The 15,022-nt window shown below is 69.9% G+C and carries 17 protein-coding genes, 1 tRNA gene and 2 pseudogenes; 12 read left to right on the top strand and 8 right to left on the bottom strand.

Annotation, left to right across the window (positions count from 1 at the left end):
* Positions 1-167, bottom strand: a pseudogene (locus tag ENN83_RS02415) (IS5/IS1182 family transposase); the annotation flags it as partial.
* A gap of 181 nt (positions 168-348) precedes the next feature.
* Here ENN83_RS02415 and ENN83_RS02410 point away from each other — a divergent pair.
* The 6 genes and pseudogenes from ENN83_RS02410 to ENN83_RS17095 all read left to right on the top strand — a co-directional run.
* A pseudogene (locus ENN83_RS02410) lies at positions 349-429 on the top strand (ATP-binding protein); the annotation flags it as partial.
* Between the two features lie 159 nt (positions 430-588).
* A complete protein-coding gene (locus ENN83_RS02405; protein ID WP_287183647.1) occupies positions 589-741 on the top strand; it encodes a hypothetical protein in 153 nt (50 codons plus the stop codon).
* A complete protein-coding gene (locus tag ENN83_RS02400) occupies positions 738-983 on the top strand; it encodes a hypothetical protein (protein ID WP_414707611.1) in 246 nt (81 codons plus the stop codon). The genes ENN83_RS02405 and ENN83_RS02400 overlap by 4 nt, the downstream gene beginning before the upstream one ends.
* On the top strand, positions 980-1,297 hold the full coding sequence (locus ENN83_RS02395) for a hypothetical protein (protein ID WP_287183645.1): 318 nt from the start codon (positions 980-982) through the stop codon (positions 1,295-1,297). Before ENN83_RS02400 ends, ENN83_RS02395 begins: the two co-directional genes overlap by 4 nt.
* 212 nt (positions 1,298-1,509) lie before the next feature.
* On the top strand, positions 1,510-2,481 hold the full coding sequence (locus tag ENN83_RS02390) for a transglutaminase family protein (RefSeq protein WP_287183643.1): 972 nt from the start codon (positions 1,510-1,512) through the stop codon (positions 2,479-2,481).
* Positions 2,436-2,945 carry a PepSY domain-containing protein gene (locus tag ENN83_RS17095; RefSeq protein ID WP_414707610.1) on the top strand — a complete coding sequence of 170 codons (510 nt, stop codon included), beginning with the start codon at positions 2,436-2,438 and terminating at the stop codon, positions 2,943-2,945. The genes ENN83_RS02390 and ENN83_RS17095 overlap by 46 nt, the downstream gene beginning before the upstream one ends.
* A gap of 499 nt (positions 2,946-3,444) precedes the next feature.
* Here ENN83_RS17095 and ENN83_RS02380 read toward each other — a convergent pair.
* The 7 genes from ENN83_RS02380 to ENN83_RS02350 all read right to left on the bottom strand — a co-directional run bounded on the left by ENN83_RS02380 (position 3,445) and on the right by ENN83_RS02350 (position 8,301).
* Positions 3,445-3,519, bottom strand: a tRNA-Gln gene (locus ENN83_RS02380).
* 74 nt (positions 3,520-3,593) lie between these two features.
* Positions 3,594-4,427, bottom strand: coding sequence for a 3-deoxy-8-phosphooctulonate synthase (gene kdsA, locus ENN83_RS02375; protein ID WP_287183640.1), 834 nt, complete (start codon positions 4,425-4,427; stop codon positions 3,594-3,596).
* A 1-nt stretch (position 4,428) separates the two neighbouring features.
* On the bottom strand, positions 4,429-6,090 hold the full coding sequence (locus ENN83_RS02370; protein ID WP_287183636.1) for a capsule biosynthesis protein: 1,662 nt from the start codon (positions 6,088-6,090) through the stop codon (positions 4,429-4,431).
* Positions 6,068-6,727, bottom strand: a complete 660-nt coding sequence (locus ENN83_RS02365) for an ABC transporter ATP-binding protein (protein ID WP_287183633.1) — start codon at positions 6,725-6,727, stop codon at positions 6,068-6,070. The genes ENN83_RS02370 and ENN83_RS02365 overlap by 23 nt, the downstream gene beginning before the upstream one ends.
* 171 nt (positions 6,728-6,898) lie before the next feature.
* Complete coding sequence (locus tag ENN83_RS02360; RefSeq protein WP_287183631.1) at positions 6,899-7,363, bottom strand: hypothetical protein; 465 nt, start codon at positions 7,361-7,363, stop codon at positions 6,899-6,901.
* Complete coding sequence (locus ENN83_RS02355; protein WP_287183628.1) at positions 7,360-8,097, bottom strand: hypothetical protein; 738 nt, start codon at positions 8,095-8,097, stop codon at positions 7,360-7,362. The genes ENN83_RS02360 and ENN83_RS02355 overlap by 4 nt, the downstream gene beginning before the upstream one ends.
* Before the next feature lie 9 nt (positions 8,098-8,106).
* On the bottom strand, positions 8,107-8,301 hold the full coding sequence (locus ENN83_RS02350; protein ID WP_287183626.1) for a hypothetical protein: 195 nt from the start codon (positions 8,299-8,301) through the stop codon (positions 8,107-8,109).
* 217 nt (positions 8,302-8,518) lie between these two features.
* Between ENN83_RS02350 and ENN83_RS02345 the strand changes: the two genes are divergently transcribed.
* The 6 genes from ENN83_RS02345 to ENN83_RS02320 all read left to right on the top strand — a co-directional run.
* Complete coding sequence (locus tag ENN83_RS02345) at positions 8,519-8,722, top strand: YgaP family membrane protein (protein WP_132696871.1); 204 nt, start codon at positions 8,519-8,521, stop codon at positions 8,720-8,722.
* A gap of 81 nt (positions 8,723-8,803) precedes the next feature.
* Complete coding sequence (locus ENN83_RS02340) at positions 8,804-9,460, top strand: ABC transporter ATP-binding protein (RefSeq protein WP_287183620.1); 657 nt, start codon at positions 8,804-8,806, stop codon at positions 9,458-9,460.
* The gene (locus ENN83_RS02335; protein ID WP_287183617.1) at positions 9,460-11,871 is read left to right on the top strand and encodes an ABC transporter permease; all 2,412 of its coding nucleotides are present in this window, start codon (positions 9,460-9,462) and stop codon (positions 11,869-11,871) included. The genes ENN83_RS02340 and ENN83_RS02335 overlap by 1 nt, the downstream gene beginning before the upstream one ends.
* Positions 11,861-12,919, top strand: a complete 1,059-nt coding sequence (locus ENN83_RS02330; protein WP_287183614.1) for a lipocalin-like domain-containing protein — start codon at positions 11,861-11,863, stop codon at positions 12,917-12,919. The genes ENN83_RS02335 and ENN83_RS02330 overlap by 11 nt, the downstream gene beginning before the upstream one ends.
* Positions 12,912-13,469, top strand: coding sequence for a pyridoxamine 5'-phosphate oxidase family protein (locus ENN83_RS02325; RefSeq protein ID WP_287183611.1), 558 nt, complete (start codon positions 12,912-12,914; stop codon positions 13,467-13,469). The genes ENN83_RS02330 and ENN83_RS02325 overlap by 8 nt, the downstream gene beginning before the upstream one ends.
* A gap of 57 nt (positions 13,470-13,526) precedes the next feature.
* On the top strand, positions 13,527-15,022 hold a 1,496-nt coding region (locus tag ENN83_RS02320; RefSeq protein ID WP_287183608.1), incomplete at its 3' end, for an FAD-dependent oxidoreductase.

The raw sequence follows: 15,022 nt of genomic DNA, 5'->3' as shown, positions 1-15,022 counted from the left end.
GGTGGCCGGCCACCCTTCGGCCCGACCTTGGGGTAATGCGGCTCGATCAACGCCAGCAGCCGACACCAGGGCACCACCGCGTCCAGCTCCGCCAGGAACGGCTCGCGCCGCGTGACCTTCTTCCTCATCGCATCGCGCAGGCCGGGAAAGGCGGGCTGTTTCGGCATAGGTGGGGCTTCTTGCAGGGATGTCCCAGCCTACCAGATCAGGCTGAAATCGGCAGGTTTTTCAGACCTTCCAAAGGTTGGGCAGACTCTACATCAGATTGAGGGAACTTCCGGGGGGCAGGTCAGAACCCATGGTCGCGTAACTGACGAAACCCGGCCTAGGGCAAACCCGGCGCGGTTCATCACCACGAACCTGAGCTTCAGCGAGTGGGCGAGCGTCTTCGGCGGCGCCAGGATAACCACCGCGCTGCACGGTCGCCTCAACCTACCTGACGGTGCAGGGCAGGGGCAGTCATGCGGGCCGAACGGAGATGTGCGCGATTACCGAGCACGACCTGACCGCGGCGTTGAGCCGGGATCGGGCAGCGAACCACGAAAACGATCACAGCGAGGCGGCGCTTTTTCCGCAGGAGGAGGGAACATGAACACTCCCGAATGGCTCAAGCCCGGCATCTGCGGCGCCGCGATCGGCGCGGGTTTCCTCGGCGTGGTCGGCTTCACCTGGGGCGGCCGGGTGACCGGCTGCGGCGCCTCGAATGACAGGGCGATGGCGATGTCGCGCGACGCTGCATGAACATTCCGGCCTGCTGCTGCACCGGATACCTGGGCGATGGCGGCGCACCGGAGCCGCATCCGCCAGGGGACTTCGCCGACTGGATGGAGGTCTTTCCCGGCGGGTGTTGGCGGGTCTTCGAGCCGCGCAACGACACAAGGCGTATCGCGAGGATCCTGATCGTCCGGGGTCGGGATGCCGCCGATGTGGCGAACGACGCATCGGACACGCCTGCGGCCTCGATGGGGCGCTTCCCGCGATGACGGGCGATCCCATAGATCTCGACGCGCGGAGGACGGCCGCCGAAAAGCCGAGGATCGCAGGGCGGGGGCGGCCTGCGGATCGCGCGTCTCGTCCCGCGCAGGCCGGGCACCCGGACACCGCACAGATCGACGCGCAGCTGCTCGCCGGCCCCGCCCGGACCTGGATCGAGGTGACCGAAAAATGCCGATTCCTTCTGGAACGCTATGCCGAAACCGGGGCTGCGCAGGACGCCCGAACCCGAAAACTCATCGCGCGTGCGCTTGGCGATATCGCGCGCCTGAACAGACGCGAGGTCGCGAAACATGACGCATGATCTGCACTTGGCCGGGCCGAAGTCCAGGACCCACGCCGATGTCGCCGCCGAGCGCATATGCCTGCGATGCAGGACGGCGTTCCGGAGCGACGGCTTCGGCCAGCGCATCTGTGCCCGCTGCAAGACTACGGCCTCCTGGCGCAATGCTGCGCCCGGGGCCAGTGGGCAGGGCGGTCGCCGGTCCTCGGGCCGCGCGTGCTGAGGCCCCGTCAATGACACTGGTCACGATCACCCATTCCACCGCCTACCGTTACGCGGGCCGGGTCGCGCTCGGGCCGCACAGGCTGATGCTGCGCCCGCGCGAGACCCCGGGTCTGTGGCTGATCAGCTTCGACATGGATGTGTCACCGGCCGCCGACATCGTCTGGTCGCACGCTGTCGCGGGAAATTCCGTCGCCTCCGCCAGCTTCACGTCGGCGTCCGACATGCTGGCCGTGCGCTCGCGCACGACGGTCGAACTGACCGCCCCCGCCTGGCCGGTCTTTGCCATCGCGGCGTCCGCCGCCAGCTATCCGTTCCTCTACGCGTCCGACGACCGGATCGACCTCGGCGCGCTTGCCGTGCCGCAATACGCCGACGCCGCCGGGCGCCTGTCGTCATGGGTCGAGGAGTTCGTGATGAACCGGCCGCCAGACACGCCGTCCCTGCTGAAGGAACTCGGCAATGGCGTGGCCACCGGGATGTCCTATCAGAGCCGCGAGACGGAAGGCACCCAGGGGCCGATTGAGACGCTCGACCGGGGATGGGGATCGTGTCGGGATTTTGCCGTTCTCCTTGCCGAGGCGGCCCGCACGGTCGGCTTCGGCGCGCAGCTCGTGTCCGGCTGGCTCCACGACCCCTCGGGCAGCCGCCTCGGATCGGCGGAGACAGGGTCCACCCACGCCTGGGTGGAGGCCTTCATACCCGGCGCCGGCTGGATCCCCTTCGAACCGAACAACCGCGCGGTCGGTGCCGCGAACCTCATTCCCGTCGCCGTTGCCCGGCACATCGCGCAGGTCACGCCGGTGGCGGGCAGCTTTCTCGGAACGAATATCGATCTGCTGTCGATGGAGGTTATCGTGAAGGTCGCGGATGCAACTGCTTCTTGTGATCCTGGTCCAGATCACGGCGGCTCTGCAAGTGCCGCGCTCGGCGGGCCATGCACGTCGATCAGCCCGTCGCCGGCGGCGCCGCCCAGGCGATAGCTCAGGCATTGCCCGGCGAAGACCTTCACCGACAGCCCGCGGCCATATTCTCCCGCCATCACGCGCCTGACGGTTTTCAGCAGGTCCGAGCCGATGCTGCCGTCATTCACGAACTGCTCGCCGCAGTAATGGACCCGGATGCCGGCGCGGGCACGGGCATGCGCGTGCTACGCGCCCGCGTTGGCGTCCTGAAACCGGCTCCGGTAGCTGACGTCGTGGACATCCGGTGGACCGTGCGCAAGTTCGAGATCGACGATGGCCGCTACGAGATCAAGGGCCGCGACAGCGATGGCCGCCAGATCGAGGTGAAGCTCGACCCGGCGACGCTGCAGGTCGTCGAGATGGCACTCGAGGGTGACGACCGCCGCGGCGGCGCGCGCACGCCCGCGCCCGCCGGCAGCATCGCGACGCCGCAGAACGGTCTGTCCGGAAACGGTGTCACGCCTCAGATGCAGGCGAACTGACCCCTGTCCCTCGTTTCGCGGCGCGACGGCGTCATGGAGATCGTCGTGAAGACGCATCCGGGCAGGCTCTGCCCGGGGCAACGCCTGCATTCACTCCGCGTGACAAGCTGGAGCAGGCGCAGGCGCGTGGCTTTCCCGGCGACCCGCCCGGGTGTCGTGCCCGCGTGGCTGCTGCGCCAGGGTTTTCCCTCGACCTCGCGCAGTCGCGGAATGTGGAAGCGCGCCGGACCGGAAATCCCCAAGGGCACGCCCCGTTGAAGCGCGCGGCGGGGACCCGGCTCTTTCCGTCCGGGGAATCACTCTGCGAAATCGCCCGGCGCATGGGCTGGTCTATTCCCCATGCCGCCCGGATGATCGGGATCCTTGCCGCGAACAGCCCGGCGTCCGAGGACGTTTCGGTGCCCCAGCGCAACAATTCCTGACATTGGTCTGTAAACCGACCTGCAAACCGGCCCCGGCGTCACATCGCGCAGAGCGGGCCCTGTCGTTTCTTTCGGGGTGGCTGGGGAGGCAGGATTCGAACCTGCAACCTGCGGTACCAAAAACCGTTGCGCTACCGTTGCGCCACTCCCCAATGCTGCGGCGCTAGTTACGCCGGTCGCGCGCAGGCTGCAAGCCCCATCCCGCGAAAAAAAACGCTGGCCGCGCTCAGGGCTGCAGGGGATGCGCCTTGGCCAGCCGGTCAAAGGCCATCAGCGTCGCCACCAGGTCGGGCATCCGCTCCAGCGGGATCATGTTCGGCCCGTCCGAGGGGGCGCTGTCGGGCGCCTCATGCGTCTCGATGAAGACCGCGGCCACGCCCAGCGCCACCGCGGCCCGCGCCATCACCGGCGCGAATTCGCGCTGCCCTCCGCTGGCCCCGCCAAGGCCGCCGGGCTGCTGCACCGAATGGGTCGCGTCCATCACCACCGGATAGCCCGTGCGCGCCATGATCGGCAGCGCGCGCATGTCCGCGACCAGCGTGTTGTAGCCGAAGGAGGTGCCGCGCTCGGTCAGCAGGATGCGCCGGTTGCCGGTCGATTCCACCTTGGCAACGACATTGGCCATGTCCCAAGGTGCCAGGAACTGGCCCTTCTTGACATTGATCGCGGCGCCGGTTTCGCCCGCGGCCAGCAGCAGGTCGGTCTGGCGGCACAGGAAGGCGGGGATTTGCAGGATGTCCACCGCCTGCGCCGCGGCGGCGCATTGCTCGGGGGCATGAACATCGGTCAGCACCGGCACGCCCAGCGCCGCGCGCAGCTCGGCAAGGATTTCCAGCCCCCGTGCCATGCCAACCCCGCGCTTGCCGCCCAGCGAGGTGCGGTTGGCCTTGTCGAAGCTGGCCTTGAACACGAAACCCGCACCGGCCGCGGCGCAGGCATCCTGCATCGCGCGGGCGATCATCAGCGCGTGGTCCAGGCTTTCCAGCTGGCAGGGCCCGGCGATCACGGTCAGCGGGCGGGTGTTTCCGACGCTCAGCTCGCCGATCCGGACATCCGTCATGTCAGGCCGAGACCTGTTCGCGCAGGATCGAGGCGGTCAGCGAGATCATCAGGTAAATCCCTCCGAAGATCAGGAATGCCAGCGCCGTGTTCTCGAAGGCGCGCGGATAGGTCGGTTCGTCCGGGGCCACCGGGCTGACGCTCAGCGACAGGTAGCGCACCTGCCGGTTGGCCTCGATCCGGGCGGTCTCGAGCTGCTGCAATGCCTGTTGCAGCAAAAGCTGCCGGTTGGCAAGGTCGGCCTCGGCGATGCGTAATTCGGCCGAGACGCGGGCGAGCGATCCGCCCGAAGTTCCGCTTTCGGTCATCGAGGCGCGCAGGTCGGTCACCAGGTCCTCAAGCCGCCTGATATCGCCCTCGACCCCGTCGACACGCGCCCGGCTGGGGCTGGGATTGTCCAGAAGCTGCTGAAGCTGCAACCGCTTCTCGCGCAGCTGGGTCTCGAAGGCGGCGATCTGGTTCATCAGCGCGTTGGTCTCGCTGACCGGGTCCAGCACGCCTAGCTTTTCCTGAAGGTCGAGCACGCGCGCCTGCGCCTCGGCCACCCGGGCCTCGGCATTGTCATAGCTCTGGTTGGCGCCCGCCATCTGGTCGCCGCGCAGCCGCTGGGTCAGCCCGTCGACCCGTTCCTCGGCATAGGAGATCAGCGCCTCGGCAAAGGCGGCGCTGGTCTCGGGATCGGCGGCCATCACCTCCATCTTCAGGATGCCCTCGGTCGGGTCGAAGCCGATCCTGACCACCTTCTGATACAGCTTGTAGGCGGCCTCGTTGCTGCCGCCCTCGGCCAGCCGCCGGATCGGGTCGATCTCTTCCCGGCTGAAATGGCTGCGGAAACCCAGATCGCCATCGAGCCGCAGCATCGCGTCGCGCGATTGCAGATAGCTTTGCACCGCGATCGAATCCTGCTGCATCGCCAGCCCGGTCCCCTGGAACAGCCCGCCAAGCCCGCCGCCGCCCTGGCCATCGGCCTGCTGGATCACGAATTCCGACTTGGTCGCATACATCGGGGTCGCGACGCGGTAGTAGTAATAGCCCACGATCATCGTGGGCAGCAGCACGAAGGCGGCCAGCCGGGCCATCATCATCGCAAGGGCGCGGCGGCGGCGGCGGGCGATGTCGCGCTGGATCTCGCGGATCTCGTGCATCCGCGCATCGGCGGGTGTGCGATAGGCCGGGGCGATCCTGTCGGCGGCAGGTCGTCCTGCGGGCAGGTCCGGGCCGGGCTGCATCAGGGCTTGCGGCAACTGGTCCTGTGCCGTGCCGTCCTGTCCCGCCCCGGTGGCGATGGCCGTGCCGCGCACGAGTTCCAGCATGTTGGTGCGCTGGAACGGATCGATCCCGCGCTTGCGCAGCAGCCGCACGGCGTCATGGTCCGATGCGACGGCAATCCCGTGTTTCTGGGCGACGCGGCGGGCCATGCGCAGCTGGCGCCCGGTCAGCCCTTCGCGCCGGATCGCCTCGATCTCCTGGTCGGCGGACAGCGCCGTGCCGCCTGCCTGCGCGGGGGCGTCCGGAGCGGTTGCCTGGGCCGTGGCGCGGGCGGTCGGGAAGGGCGCGGCGCCGAAACCGTCCTCGACCGGCGCGGGCGCCTGCGGCGCGGTCGCGTCGCCTGCGGCGCCGCTGCGCCGGATGCGGAAGCGTTCAGCCCTGGGTTTGGTAGTCATAGAGTTCCCTGGCCTCTTCCAGGCTGTCGAAAAGATGGATCCGGCCGTGATGCAGCACGGCCGCCGAGCGGCAGAACTTCTCCAGCGTCGCGGCCTGATGCGACACGATCACCACTGTCGCGCTTTCCAGCCGCTCGCGCAGCAGCGCGCCGGCCTTGCGGTTGAACTCGACATCGGTGGTGGACGGCATCCCCTCGTCGATCAGGTAGATGTCGAAATCCAGCGCCAGCATCAGCGAAAAGGTGAACCGCGCCCGCATGCCCTGGCTGTAGGTGCCCACCGGCATGTCGTAATATTCCCCGATCCCGCACAGCCAGCGCGAGAACGCCTCGACATAATCGGGGTCGAGGCCGTAGAGGCGCGCGATGTAGCGGGCATTCTCGGTGCCGGTATGGCGGTTGACCACGCCCCCCATGAAGCCCAGCGGGAAGGAGATGCGGCAGGCGCGGTTGATCCGCCCCTCGTCGGGCTTTTCCAGGCCCGCCATCATGTTGATCAGCGTGGTCTTGCCGGTGCCGTTCGGCGCGAGGATGCCCAGCGAGTTGCCCAGTTCGACGCGAAAGGACGCGCGGTCAAGGATCACCTTGCGCTGCTTTCCGGTCCAGAAACTCTTGCTGACCTCAATGAACTCGATCATGCCTTGCCTGCGCCGATCAACCTCCGGCCCGGTCCCGCCGGACGTTTGTTTCCAGATCGGATGCTAACCCGGATTTGCGGCCACATTATGTCCGCTGCAGCATCGGCGCCACGCGAAAACGCAAGGCCCGGCACCGCCTTGCCGATTGCCCGCGACCGTCGCGCCGGGGCCTCAGCCGCCGCGCGCCCCGGTGCCGAGCTGGCGGTGGACCTGGCCCGACTGGTCGACATGGAACCGGCCCTCGGCCGTGTCGAACACCCAGAAGGGCAGGAATCTGTCCCAGCTTTCGCGGCAGGGCTGCCAGCCCAGGAAGGGCGCGCCCCCTGACGGGACGGGCAGGGCGGCCCGCGCCGCCTCGGGGTCCAGCAGGAAGGGCGTGCCCGGCGCCGTGATCGCGCCTGCCTTGGCCATTGTGCAGCCCTGCGCCTCGATCTCGGCGATGCCGACAAGGGCGCCGTCGCGCAGCAGCGGCACGAGGTAATAGCCCGCATCCGCCAGATCCAGCCGCCGCACGAAGGCCGGTTCCCCGGCATCCGCGCCTTGCAGGCCGTTCCCGCCCGCAAGACCCGCGATCGCCGCGGCGCGGGCGTCGGACGGGCCGCAAGGCCCGCCCGTCTCGGATTGCCCGGAACTCACACGCCGGTCCCGCCGGTGGTCAGGCTGGAGAACATCTCGCCATCGGCCCGCACATGGACGGTCTGCATGCCCGCGGTGATCTGCCAGAACGGCAGATGCGGCGAAAAGGATTCCCGGCAGGGCCGCCACACCATCGTCGGCGAGACGCAGAACGTGTCGGGCCGCAGCCGGAACCGGCCGCGGAACTCGTCGCGCAGGCTGAAGACATGGTCCATCGCCCGTTTGGCCACCCGCTCGCGGTCCAGATCATAGGGACGGGCCGGCTTGGCCGGGATCGACACGCCCTGAAGATCGCCGAACAGCGCGTCCACCTGTGCATAGCCGTGCACCTCGCCTCCCATCATCGCCGGGGCAAGGTAATAATACTCGTCCAGCCGGTCGAGCCGTTTGACCAGAACCGGCTCCTCAAAGCCCGGCTGGCGCAGCTTGCGCATCGCCTCGACCCCGTTCACGCCGCCGCTGCCGCAAATATCGCCCGCGCCATGCGGCGCGTTGTTGCGATGCACGGGGGTGTTCACCCAAAGGCCCAGCACCGAACAGGGCGTGCCCGGCATGGGTTCGACATCGGTCTGCACGCCGCGCACCACGATCCAGTGCATGCACCCATAGACCAGCGTGATCGGCGAGACCTCAGAGCGCCAGAGCGTGTAGCCCACCTTCTGCGTGCCCTCGGCCCCGGTCGTGGGCTTGTAGACCACGAAGGAATTGGTGAACGCTGCGGGCTTGCGGTCCATCATCGTGAATTACAGCCCGTAAGGGTCGGTCGCCCAGCCCGGCTTGACGTTGTGGCTGTGGTTGGCATTGTACAGGTCGTCCTGATTCATTGAGCCATGGGGCAACCCGAATTCCGCAAGAACCATCATCGCGCAGGCCGCGCCGCAGTAGTAATTCGTGCCCTGCGTGTGGTATTTCGCGCCGGTGTCGAAAGTCCAGGTCATCTGTCCGTCTCCCTCTGCAGGTCGGCCCACCACGGGCAACCCCAAGCATGGCACGAGGCGACCGGGTCGCGCTTGACGGGCGTCAATCTGCGGCCGCGGCCCGCGGCCCGCCGCCCGGACAGGATAGATATTCAAATTATTGAATTTTTGGGGCGCAGACCCCATCCTTCCCACGACCGCCCCCTTCGGACCGATTCCAGCCAAGGAGACAGAGACAATGACACTCGACCGCGCCGTGATGATGTTCGCAGGCTTCGTGATCCTGCTTTCGCTTGCCCTGGGCACCTGGGTCTCGGGCTGGTGGTATCTGCTGACCGCCTTTGTCGGCGTGAACCTGATCCAGGCCTCGGTCACCGGCTTCTGCCCGGCGGCCATGGTGATGAAGAAACTCGGCATCCGGCCGGGCAACGCCTTTCAGTAAGGCCCCTTGCGGCACATGGTCCCGCGATCCGGGGGTGTCCGCGCCATCCGCCTGCGCTAGGTAGGTGCAACGGAGGTGCGAATGCTTCTATCCATCAGCGGGCTTGGCAAGGGCTATGACAGCGGCGGCGCGCGCGTCGAGGTGCTGCGCGGCGTTGATCTGGCGCTTGAACCGGGCGAGACGGTCGCGCTGACCGGGGAGTCAGGCTCGGGCAAGAGCACGCTGCTGCATCTGTGCGCCGGGCTCGACCGCGCCGATACCGGCCGGATCGAGGTCGCAGGGCGCGATCTGGCCGGGGCGGACGATGCCACGCTGGCCGCGCTGCGCCGGCAGGCGGTGGGTCTGGTGTTCCAGCAGTTCAACCTCATCCCCTCGCTCGATGTCGGGGCCAACCTTGCCTTTCACGCCCGGCTGTCGGGGCGCGACGATCCTGCGGCGATCGCGGCGCTGGCCGGGCGTCTGGGCCTTGGCGGGCTGATGCGGCGCTATCCCGAGCAATTGTCGGGCGGCCAGCAGCAGCGCGTCGCCATCGGCCGGACCCTGGCCGCAAGGCCCGCGCTGATCCTGGCAGACGAGCCCACCGGCAATCTGGACGAGGCGACGGGCGATGCGGTGCTCGACCTGATGCTGGAGCTTGTGGCCGAGGTCGGCGCCGGGCTTCTGATGGTCACCCATTCGCCCCGGCTGGCCGCCCGGCTCTCGCGCCGGGTGCATCTGTCGGGCGGGCGGCTGGCCTGATGCGCCGCACCGCCCTTGCCGCGCTGTTGTCGCATTGGCGCCGCCACCCGCTGCAACTGGCCAGCCTGCTGCTGGGGCTGGCGTTGGCCACCGCGCTGTGGTCGGGCGTGCAGGCGATCAATGCCGAGGCGCGGGCCAGCTATGACCGCGCGGCCGAGGTGCTGGGCCAGGACCAGCTTGAAAGCCTCGTGCCGAGGGATGGCCAGCGCGTGCCGGACCGGGTCTTTGTCGATCTGCGCCGCGCGGGCTGGCAGGTCACCCCGCTGATCGAGGGGCGCTGGGCGCGCGCGGGCCGCTCGGTGCAGGTCTATGGCATCGACCCCTTCACCATGCCCGCGGGCGCGCTGCCCGAGGCCGTGGGCGAAAGCGGCGACATCGCCGGGTTCTTCACCCCGCCCGGCCGGGGCTTTGCCGCACCCGAAACCGTGGCCGAGCTTGAGGGCGCCGAGGGCATGCCGCCCCTGATCGCGGCCGAGGGCATCATGCCCGGCATCCTGATCGCCGATATCGGCATCGCCCAGACCCTGCTGCGGGCCGAGGGCCAGATCTCGCGGCTGCTGCTGGCCCCCGATCAGCCGCTGGGCCGCGCGCCGCTGGAAACGGTGGCCCCCGGCCTCGACCGTCTCGCCCCGCAGGAAACGGCCGATGTGGCGCAACTGACGGGCAGTTTTCACCTGAACCTGACCGCTTTCGGCTTCCTGTCCTTCGCGGTGGGGCTGTTCATCGTCCATGCCGCGATCGGGCTGGCCTTCGAACAGCGCCGCGCGATGTTCCGCACGCTGCGCGCGCTGGGCCTGCCGCTGCGGACATTGGTGGGCCTGCTGTCGGCCGAGGTGATGCTGCTGGCGCTGGTCGCGGGGATCGTCGGCGTCGCGCTGGGCTACGGCATCGCCGCAGCACTATTGCCCGACGTGGCCGCCACCCTGCGCGGGCTTTACGGCGCGACCGTCTCGGGCAGCCTGTCGCTGCGCCCGGAATGGTGGCTGGGCGGGCTGGCCATCGCGCTGATTGGCGCGGGCGTTGCCGCGGCGCAAAGCCTGTGGCGGCTCTGGCGCATGCTGCTTCTGGCCTCGGCCCAGCCGCGGGCCTGGGCGCGCGCCTCGGCCCGCGGTTTCGCGGCGCTGGGCGCGCTGGCCGGGCTGCTGGCGGGGGTGGCGGTGATCGCGGGCGTCTACGGGCAGGGAGTGGTCGGCAGCTTCGTGCTGCTGGGCGCGCTGCTGCTGGCCGCGGCGCTGGCGCTGCCCGGCGCGCTGGCGCTGGCGCTGGGGGCGGCGGAACGGCTGGCCCGGGGCGTGCTGGCGCAATGGTTCTGGGCCGATACGCGCCAGCAATTGCCCGGCCTGTCGCTGGCGCTGATGGCGCTGATGCTGGCGCTTTCGGCCAATATCGGCGTGGGCACGATGGTCGCAAGCTTCCGGCTGACCTTCACCGAATGGCTGGACCAGCGCCTGCCCTCGGAACTCTATGTCACCGCCCGCAGCGAGGAGGAGGCGACCCGCCTGCGCGACTGGCTCACGCCGCGCAGCGACGCGCTCTTGCCGATCTGGCGCGTCGAGGGGCCGGTCTTCGGCCAGAGCGCCGAGATCTATGGCGTCGCCGATCACCGCACCTATTCCGACAACTGGCCGATGCTGCTGGGCGAGGCGGATGTCTGGGCGCGGCTCGCCCGGGCCGAGGGCGCCATCGTCAACGAACAGCTCTGGCGCCGCGCCGGGCTGCGGCTTGGCGATCCGGTGCCCCTGCCGGGCGGCGCGATCCGCCCGCTGGTCGGCGTCTATTCCGATTACGGCAACCCGCGCGGGCAGGTCATCATCGGCGTGGCCGATCTGGCGGCGCAATTCCCCGATCTCGACCGCCGCCGCTACGCCATCCGCACCGATCCCGCCGCCGTGCCCGAACTGCGCCGCGCCCTGGTGCAGGAATTCGGCCTGCCCGAAGACAGCATGATCGACCAGGGGGCGGTCAAGGATCTGTCGCTGCGGATCTTCGAGCGCACCTTTGCCGTGACCGCCGCGCTGAACGTGCTGACCATGGGCGTCGCCGGATTTGCCATGTTCACCAGCCTTCTGACGCTGGCCGCGATGCGCCTGCCGCAACTGGCGCCGGTCTGGGCACTGGGGCTGACGCGCACCGCGCTGGCGCGGCTTGAGGTGCTGCGCGCGATGCTGCTGGCGGCGCTGACCATGGCGCTGGCAATTCCGGTCGGGCTGATCCTGGCCTGGGTGCTGCTGGCCGTGGTCAATGTCGCGGCCTTCGGCTGGCGGCTGCCGATGTTCGTCTTCCCGGCCGACTGGCTGTGGCTGGGCGCGCTGGCGCTGGCGGCGGGCGGTCTGGCAGCCGCCTGGCCCGCCTGGCGGCTTGCACGAATCGAACCTGCCACCCTGGTCAAGGTCTTCGCCGATGAACGTTAGGGTCCTGATCCTTGCAGTTTTCCTGCCTTTGCCCGCGCTGGCCCAGGGCTTTGCCGGGCTTGGCCAGACCGCCGACGGCTATACCCTGCCGCAGCGCGGCGCGGTGCTGGACTTTCCGCGCGATCACGGCGCGCATCCCGATTTCCGCATCGAATGGTGGTATCTGACCGCCAACCTGACCGGCGCGGACGGGCAGGATTACGGCATCCAGTGGACGCTCTTTCGCAACGCGCTGGCCCCCGGCAATCCGGGCACGGGCTGGCCGAATGCGCAGGTCTGGATGGGCCATGCCGGGCTGACCACGGCAGAGCGCCACTTCCATGCCGAACGGCTGGGCCGTGGCGGCACCGGGCAGGCGGGCGTCACTGCCGCCCCCTTCGCCGCCTGGATCGACGAATGGCGGATGGAGAGCACGGCCGCACCCGACGCCGATCCGCTGTCGGCGCTTCGGCTGAATGCGGCGGGCAGCGATTTCGCCTATGCCCTGACGCTGGCGGCCGAGGGGCCGCTGGTGCTGCATGGCGAGCGGGGCTATTCGGTGAAATCCGATCTGGGCAATGCCAGCTACTACTATTCGCAGCCCTTCTACCGGGTCGCGGGCACGCTGACCCTGCCCGATGGCCCGGTCGAGGTCACGGGCAATGCCTGGCTCGACCGGGAATGGTCCAGCCAGCCGCTGGCCTCCGACCAGCAGGGCTGGGACTGGGTCTCGCTGCATTTCGAGAGCGGCGACAGGCTGATGGCCTTCCAGTTGCGCGGCACCGGGGGCGATTACACCACCGGCACCTGGATCGCCGCCGATGGCAGCGCCACGCCGCTTGCCCCCGGTTCGGTGACATTCGAGCCGCGCGCCACGACCCGGATCGCGGGCCGCACGATCCCCGTGCGCTGGCGCATCGCGTTGCCCGAACGCGGCCTCGATGTCATCATCGACGCGCTGAACGAGGCCGCCTGGATGGACACCACCGTCGCCTATTGGGAAGGCCCGGTGCGGATCACCGGCAGCCATCCGGGCCGCGGCTACCTGGAGATGACGGGCCATGACTGATCCCCTGACGACGCTGTCCGGCACGCTCGATGCCGTCTGGGCGCAGCTTGCGCGCGGGGCGTCCGACCGCGACGCGCCGGCCCGCCATCCGGTCCTGGCCACCGCCGGGCGGTCGGGCGGCGAGGCGCGGATGGTGGTCCTGCGGTCCGCCGACCGCGACGGCGCGCGGGTGGAAATCCATACCGACCGCCGCTCGGCCAAGGTCGGCGAACTGGTGGCCGAGCCGCGGGCAAGCCTGCTGGTCTGGGACCCGGCGCAGCGGCTTCAGATCCGCCTGCGCGCCCGGTTCGAGGTGCTGGCGGGCGAGGCGGTCGCGCCCCTGTGGCAGGCGCTGCCCGGTGCGGCGCGCGCGCTTTACGGCGGCCGCCCCGCGCCCGGAACGCCCATCCCCGAGCCGGGCGACCATATCGCCGACCCCGCCGCGCATGCCTTCTGCGTGCTGCGCGGGGCGCTGTCCGAGATCGAGACGCTGCACCTGGCCAAGCTCGGCCATCGCCGCACCCTGTTCCGCGCCGCCGAAGGCTGGCAGGGCCGCTGGTGCGCGCCCTGACCCCCCGCAACTCCCGACGGATGATCCCGCCACCCATGGACCCGATGACCGCCCCCCTTGCCGCTGACCCGCGACCTCGTGCTGATCGGCGGCGGGCATGCCCACGCGCTGGTCGCCCGCGCCTGGGGCATGGCCCCCGTGCCCGGCGTGCGGCTGACGCTCGTCAATCCCGGCCCCACGGCCCCCTATTCGGGGATGCTGCCGGGGCTGATCGCGGGCCATTACACGCGCGCGCAGCTGGAGATCGACCTCGTGCCGCTGGCGGCGCATGCGGGTGCGCGACTGGTGATCGGCCGCGCCGAGGGGATCGACCGCGCCGCCCGCCTGATCCATGTGCCCGGCCGCCCGCCGATCCGCTATGACCTCGCCTCCATCGACATCGGCATCACCTCGGACCTGCCCGACCTGCCCGGCTTTGCCGCGCATGCGGTGCCCGCGAAGCCGCTGGACGCCTTCGCCGAGGCGTGGGAGCGGTTCGTCGCCCGCGCGCGGGCGGGCGAGGTGGCGCCGCTGGTCGCGGTGATCGGCGCGGGTGTCGCGGGGGTGGAACTGGCGCTGGCCGCGCGCCACCGGCTGGCGCAGGCGGGGCTTGCGCCGCAGGTCACGCTGATCGACGCGGCCCCGGATGTGCTGCGCGACGTGCGCCGGGGCGCCCGGGCCGCGCTGATGGACCAGATCGCGGGGCAGGGGGTGCAATTGCGCACCGGCGCCCCCGTCGCAAGGATCGCAGCCGAGGGCGTCGTTCTTCAGGCCGGCGACACCATCCCCGCGCATCTCGTGATCGGGGCGGCGGGGGCGCGGCCGCAGGGCTGGCTGGCCGCGACCGGGCTGGATCTGACCGACGGCTTCGTGACGGTCGACCGGTTCCTGCGGTCTGTCACCGACCCGGCGATCTTCGCCGTCGGCGATTGCGCGCATCTTTCGCATGCGCCGCGCCCCAAGGCCGGGGTCTATGCGGTGCGGCAGGCCCCGGTCCTGCTGGCGAACCTGCGCGCGGCCGCGACGGGCGGGCGGCCAGGCCCCTATCATCCGCAGAAGGATTACCTCAAGCTGATCTCGATGGGCGGCAAGCGCGCCGCCGCCGACCGGCTGGATGCCCGGATCGAGGGCGGCTGGGTCTGGCGCTGGAAGGACCATATCGACCGCAAGTTCATGCGCCGCTTCCATCACCTGCCGCCCATGGGACAGCCCCCCCGCATCCCGCGCGGCGCGGCGCTGGGTGTCGCCGACCTTGTCGGGGGGCAGCCGCCCTGCAGCGGCTGCGCGGCCAAGCCCGGCGCGGATGCGCTGGCCCAGGCCCTTGCCGATCTCGCCCCGCCCGCCCGGCCGGACGTGCTGCGCGGGGCGGGCAACGATGCGGCGATCCTGGCCCATGGCGCGGGGGCGCAGGTCTTCACCACCGACCATCTGCGCGCCGTGACCGAAGACCCTTATGTGATGGCGCGCATCGCCGCGACCCATGCGCTGGGCGATATCTGGGCGATGGGCGCCAGCCCGCAGGCCGCCCTTGCAACCGTGATCCTGCCGCGCATGGCCGAGCCGATGCAGGCTGC

The sequence above is a fragment of the Rhodovulum sp. genome, assembly GCF_011048875.1.
GTDB classification, from domain to species: Bacteria; Pseudomonadota; Alphaproteobacteria; order Rhodobacterales; family Rhodobacteraceae; genus Rhodovulum; species Rhodovulum tesquicola.
This window is presented reverse-complemented; position numbering and strand designations above follow the sequence as displayed.

Bases quoted from the DNA above. Each gene is read 5' to 3' on its own strand.
- ENN83_RS02405 (WP_287183647.1), top strand. From the start codon at position 589: ATGAACACTCCCGAATGGCTCAAGCCCGGCATCTGCGGCGCCGCGATC.
- ENN83_RS02400 (WP_414707611.1), top strand. From the start codon at position 738: ATGAACATTCCGGCCTGCTGCTGCACCGGATACCTGGGCGATGGCGGC.
- ENN83_RS02395 (WP_287183645.1), top strand. From the start codon at position 980: ATGACGGGCGATCCCATAGATCTCGACGCGCGGAGGACGGCCGCCGAA.
- ENN83_RS02390 (WP_287183643.1), top strand. From the start codon at position 1,510: ATGACACTGGTCACGATCACCCATTCCACCGCCTACCGTTACGCGGGC.
- ENN83_RS17095 (WP_414707610.1), top strand. From the start codon at position 2,436: ATGCACGTCGATCAGCCCGTCGCCGGCGGCGCCGCCCAGGCGATAGCT.
- kdsA (WP_287183640.1), bottom strand. From the start codon at position 4,427: ATGACGGATGTCCGGATCGGCGAGCTGAGCGTCGGAAACACCCGCCCG.
- ENN83_RS02370 (WP_287183636.1), bottom strand. From the start codon at position 6,090: ATGACTACCAAACCCAGGGCTGAACGCTTCCGCATCCGGCGCAGCGGC.
- ENN83_RS02365 (WP_287183633.1), bottom strand. From the start codon at position 6,727: ATGATCGAGTTCATTGAGGTCAGCAAGAGTTTCTGGACCGGAAAGCAG.
- ENN83_RS02355 (WP_287183628.1), bottom strand. From the start codon at position 8,097: ATGGACCGCAAGCCCGCAGCGTTCACCAATTCCTTCGTGGTCTACAAG.
- ENN83_RS02350 (WP_287183626.1), bottom strand. From the start codon at position 8,301: ATGACCTGGACTTTCGACACCGGCGCGAAATACCACACGCAGGGCACG.
- ENN83_RS02345 (WP_132696871.1), top strand. From the start codon at position 8,519: ATGACACTCGACCGCGCCGTGATGATGTTCGCAGGCTTCGTGATCCTG.
- ENN83_RS02340 (WP_287183620.1), top strand. From the start codon at position 8,804: ATGCTTCTATCCATCAGCGGGCTTGGCAAGGGCTATGACAGCGGCGGC.
- ENN83_RS02335 (WP_287183617.1), top strand. From the start codon at position 9,460: ATGCGCCGCACCGCCCTTGCCGCGCTGTTGTCGCATTGGCGCCGCCAC.
- ENN83_RS02330 (WP_287183614.1), top strand. From the start codon at position 11,861: ATGAACGTTAGGGTCCTGATCCTTGCAGTTTTCCTGCCTTTGCCCGCG.
- ENN83_RS02325 (WP_287183611.1), top strand. From the start codon at position 12,912: ATGACTGATCCCCTGACGACGCTGTCCGGCACGCTCGATGCCGTCTGG.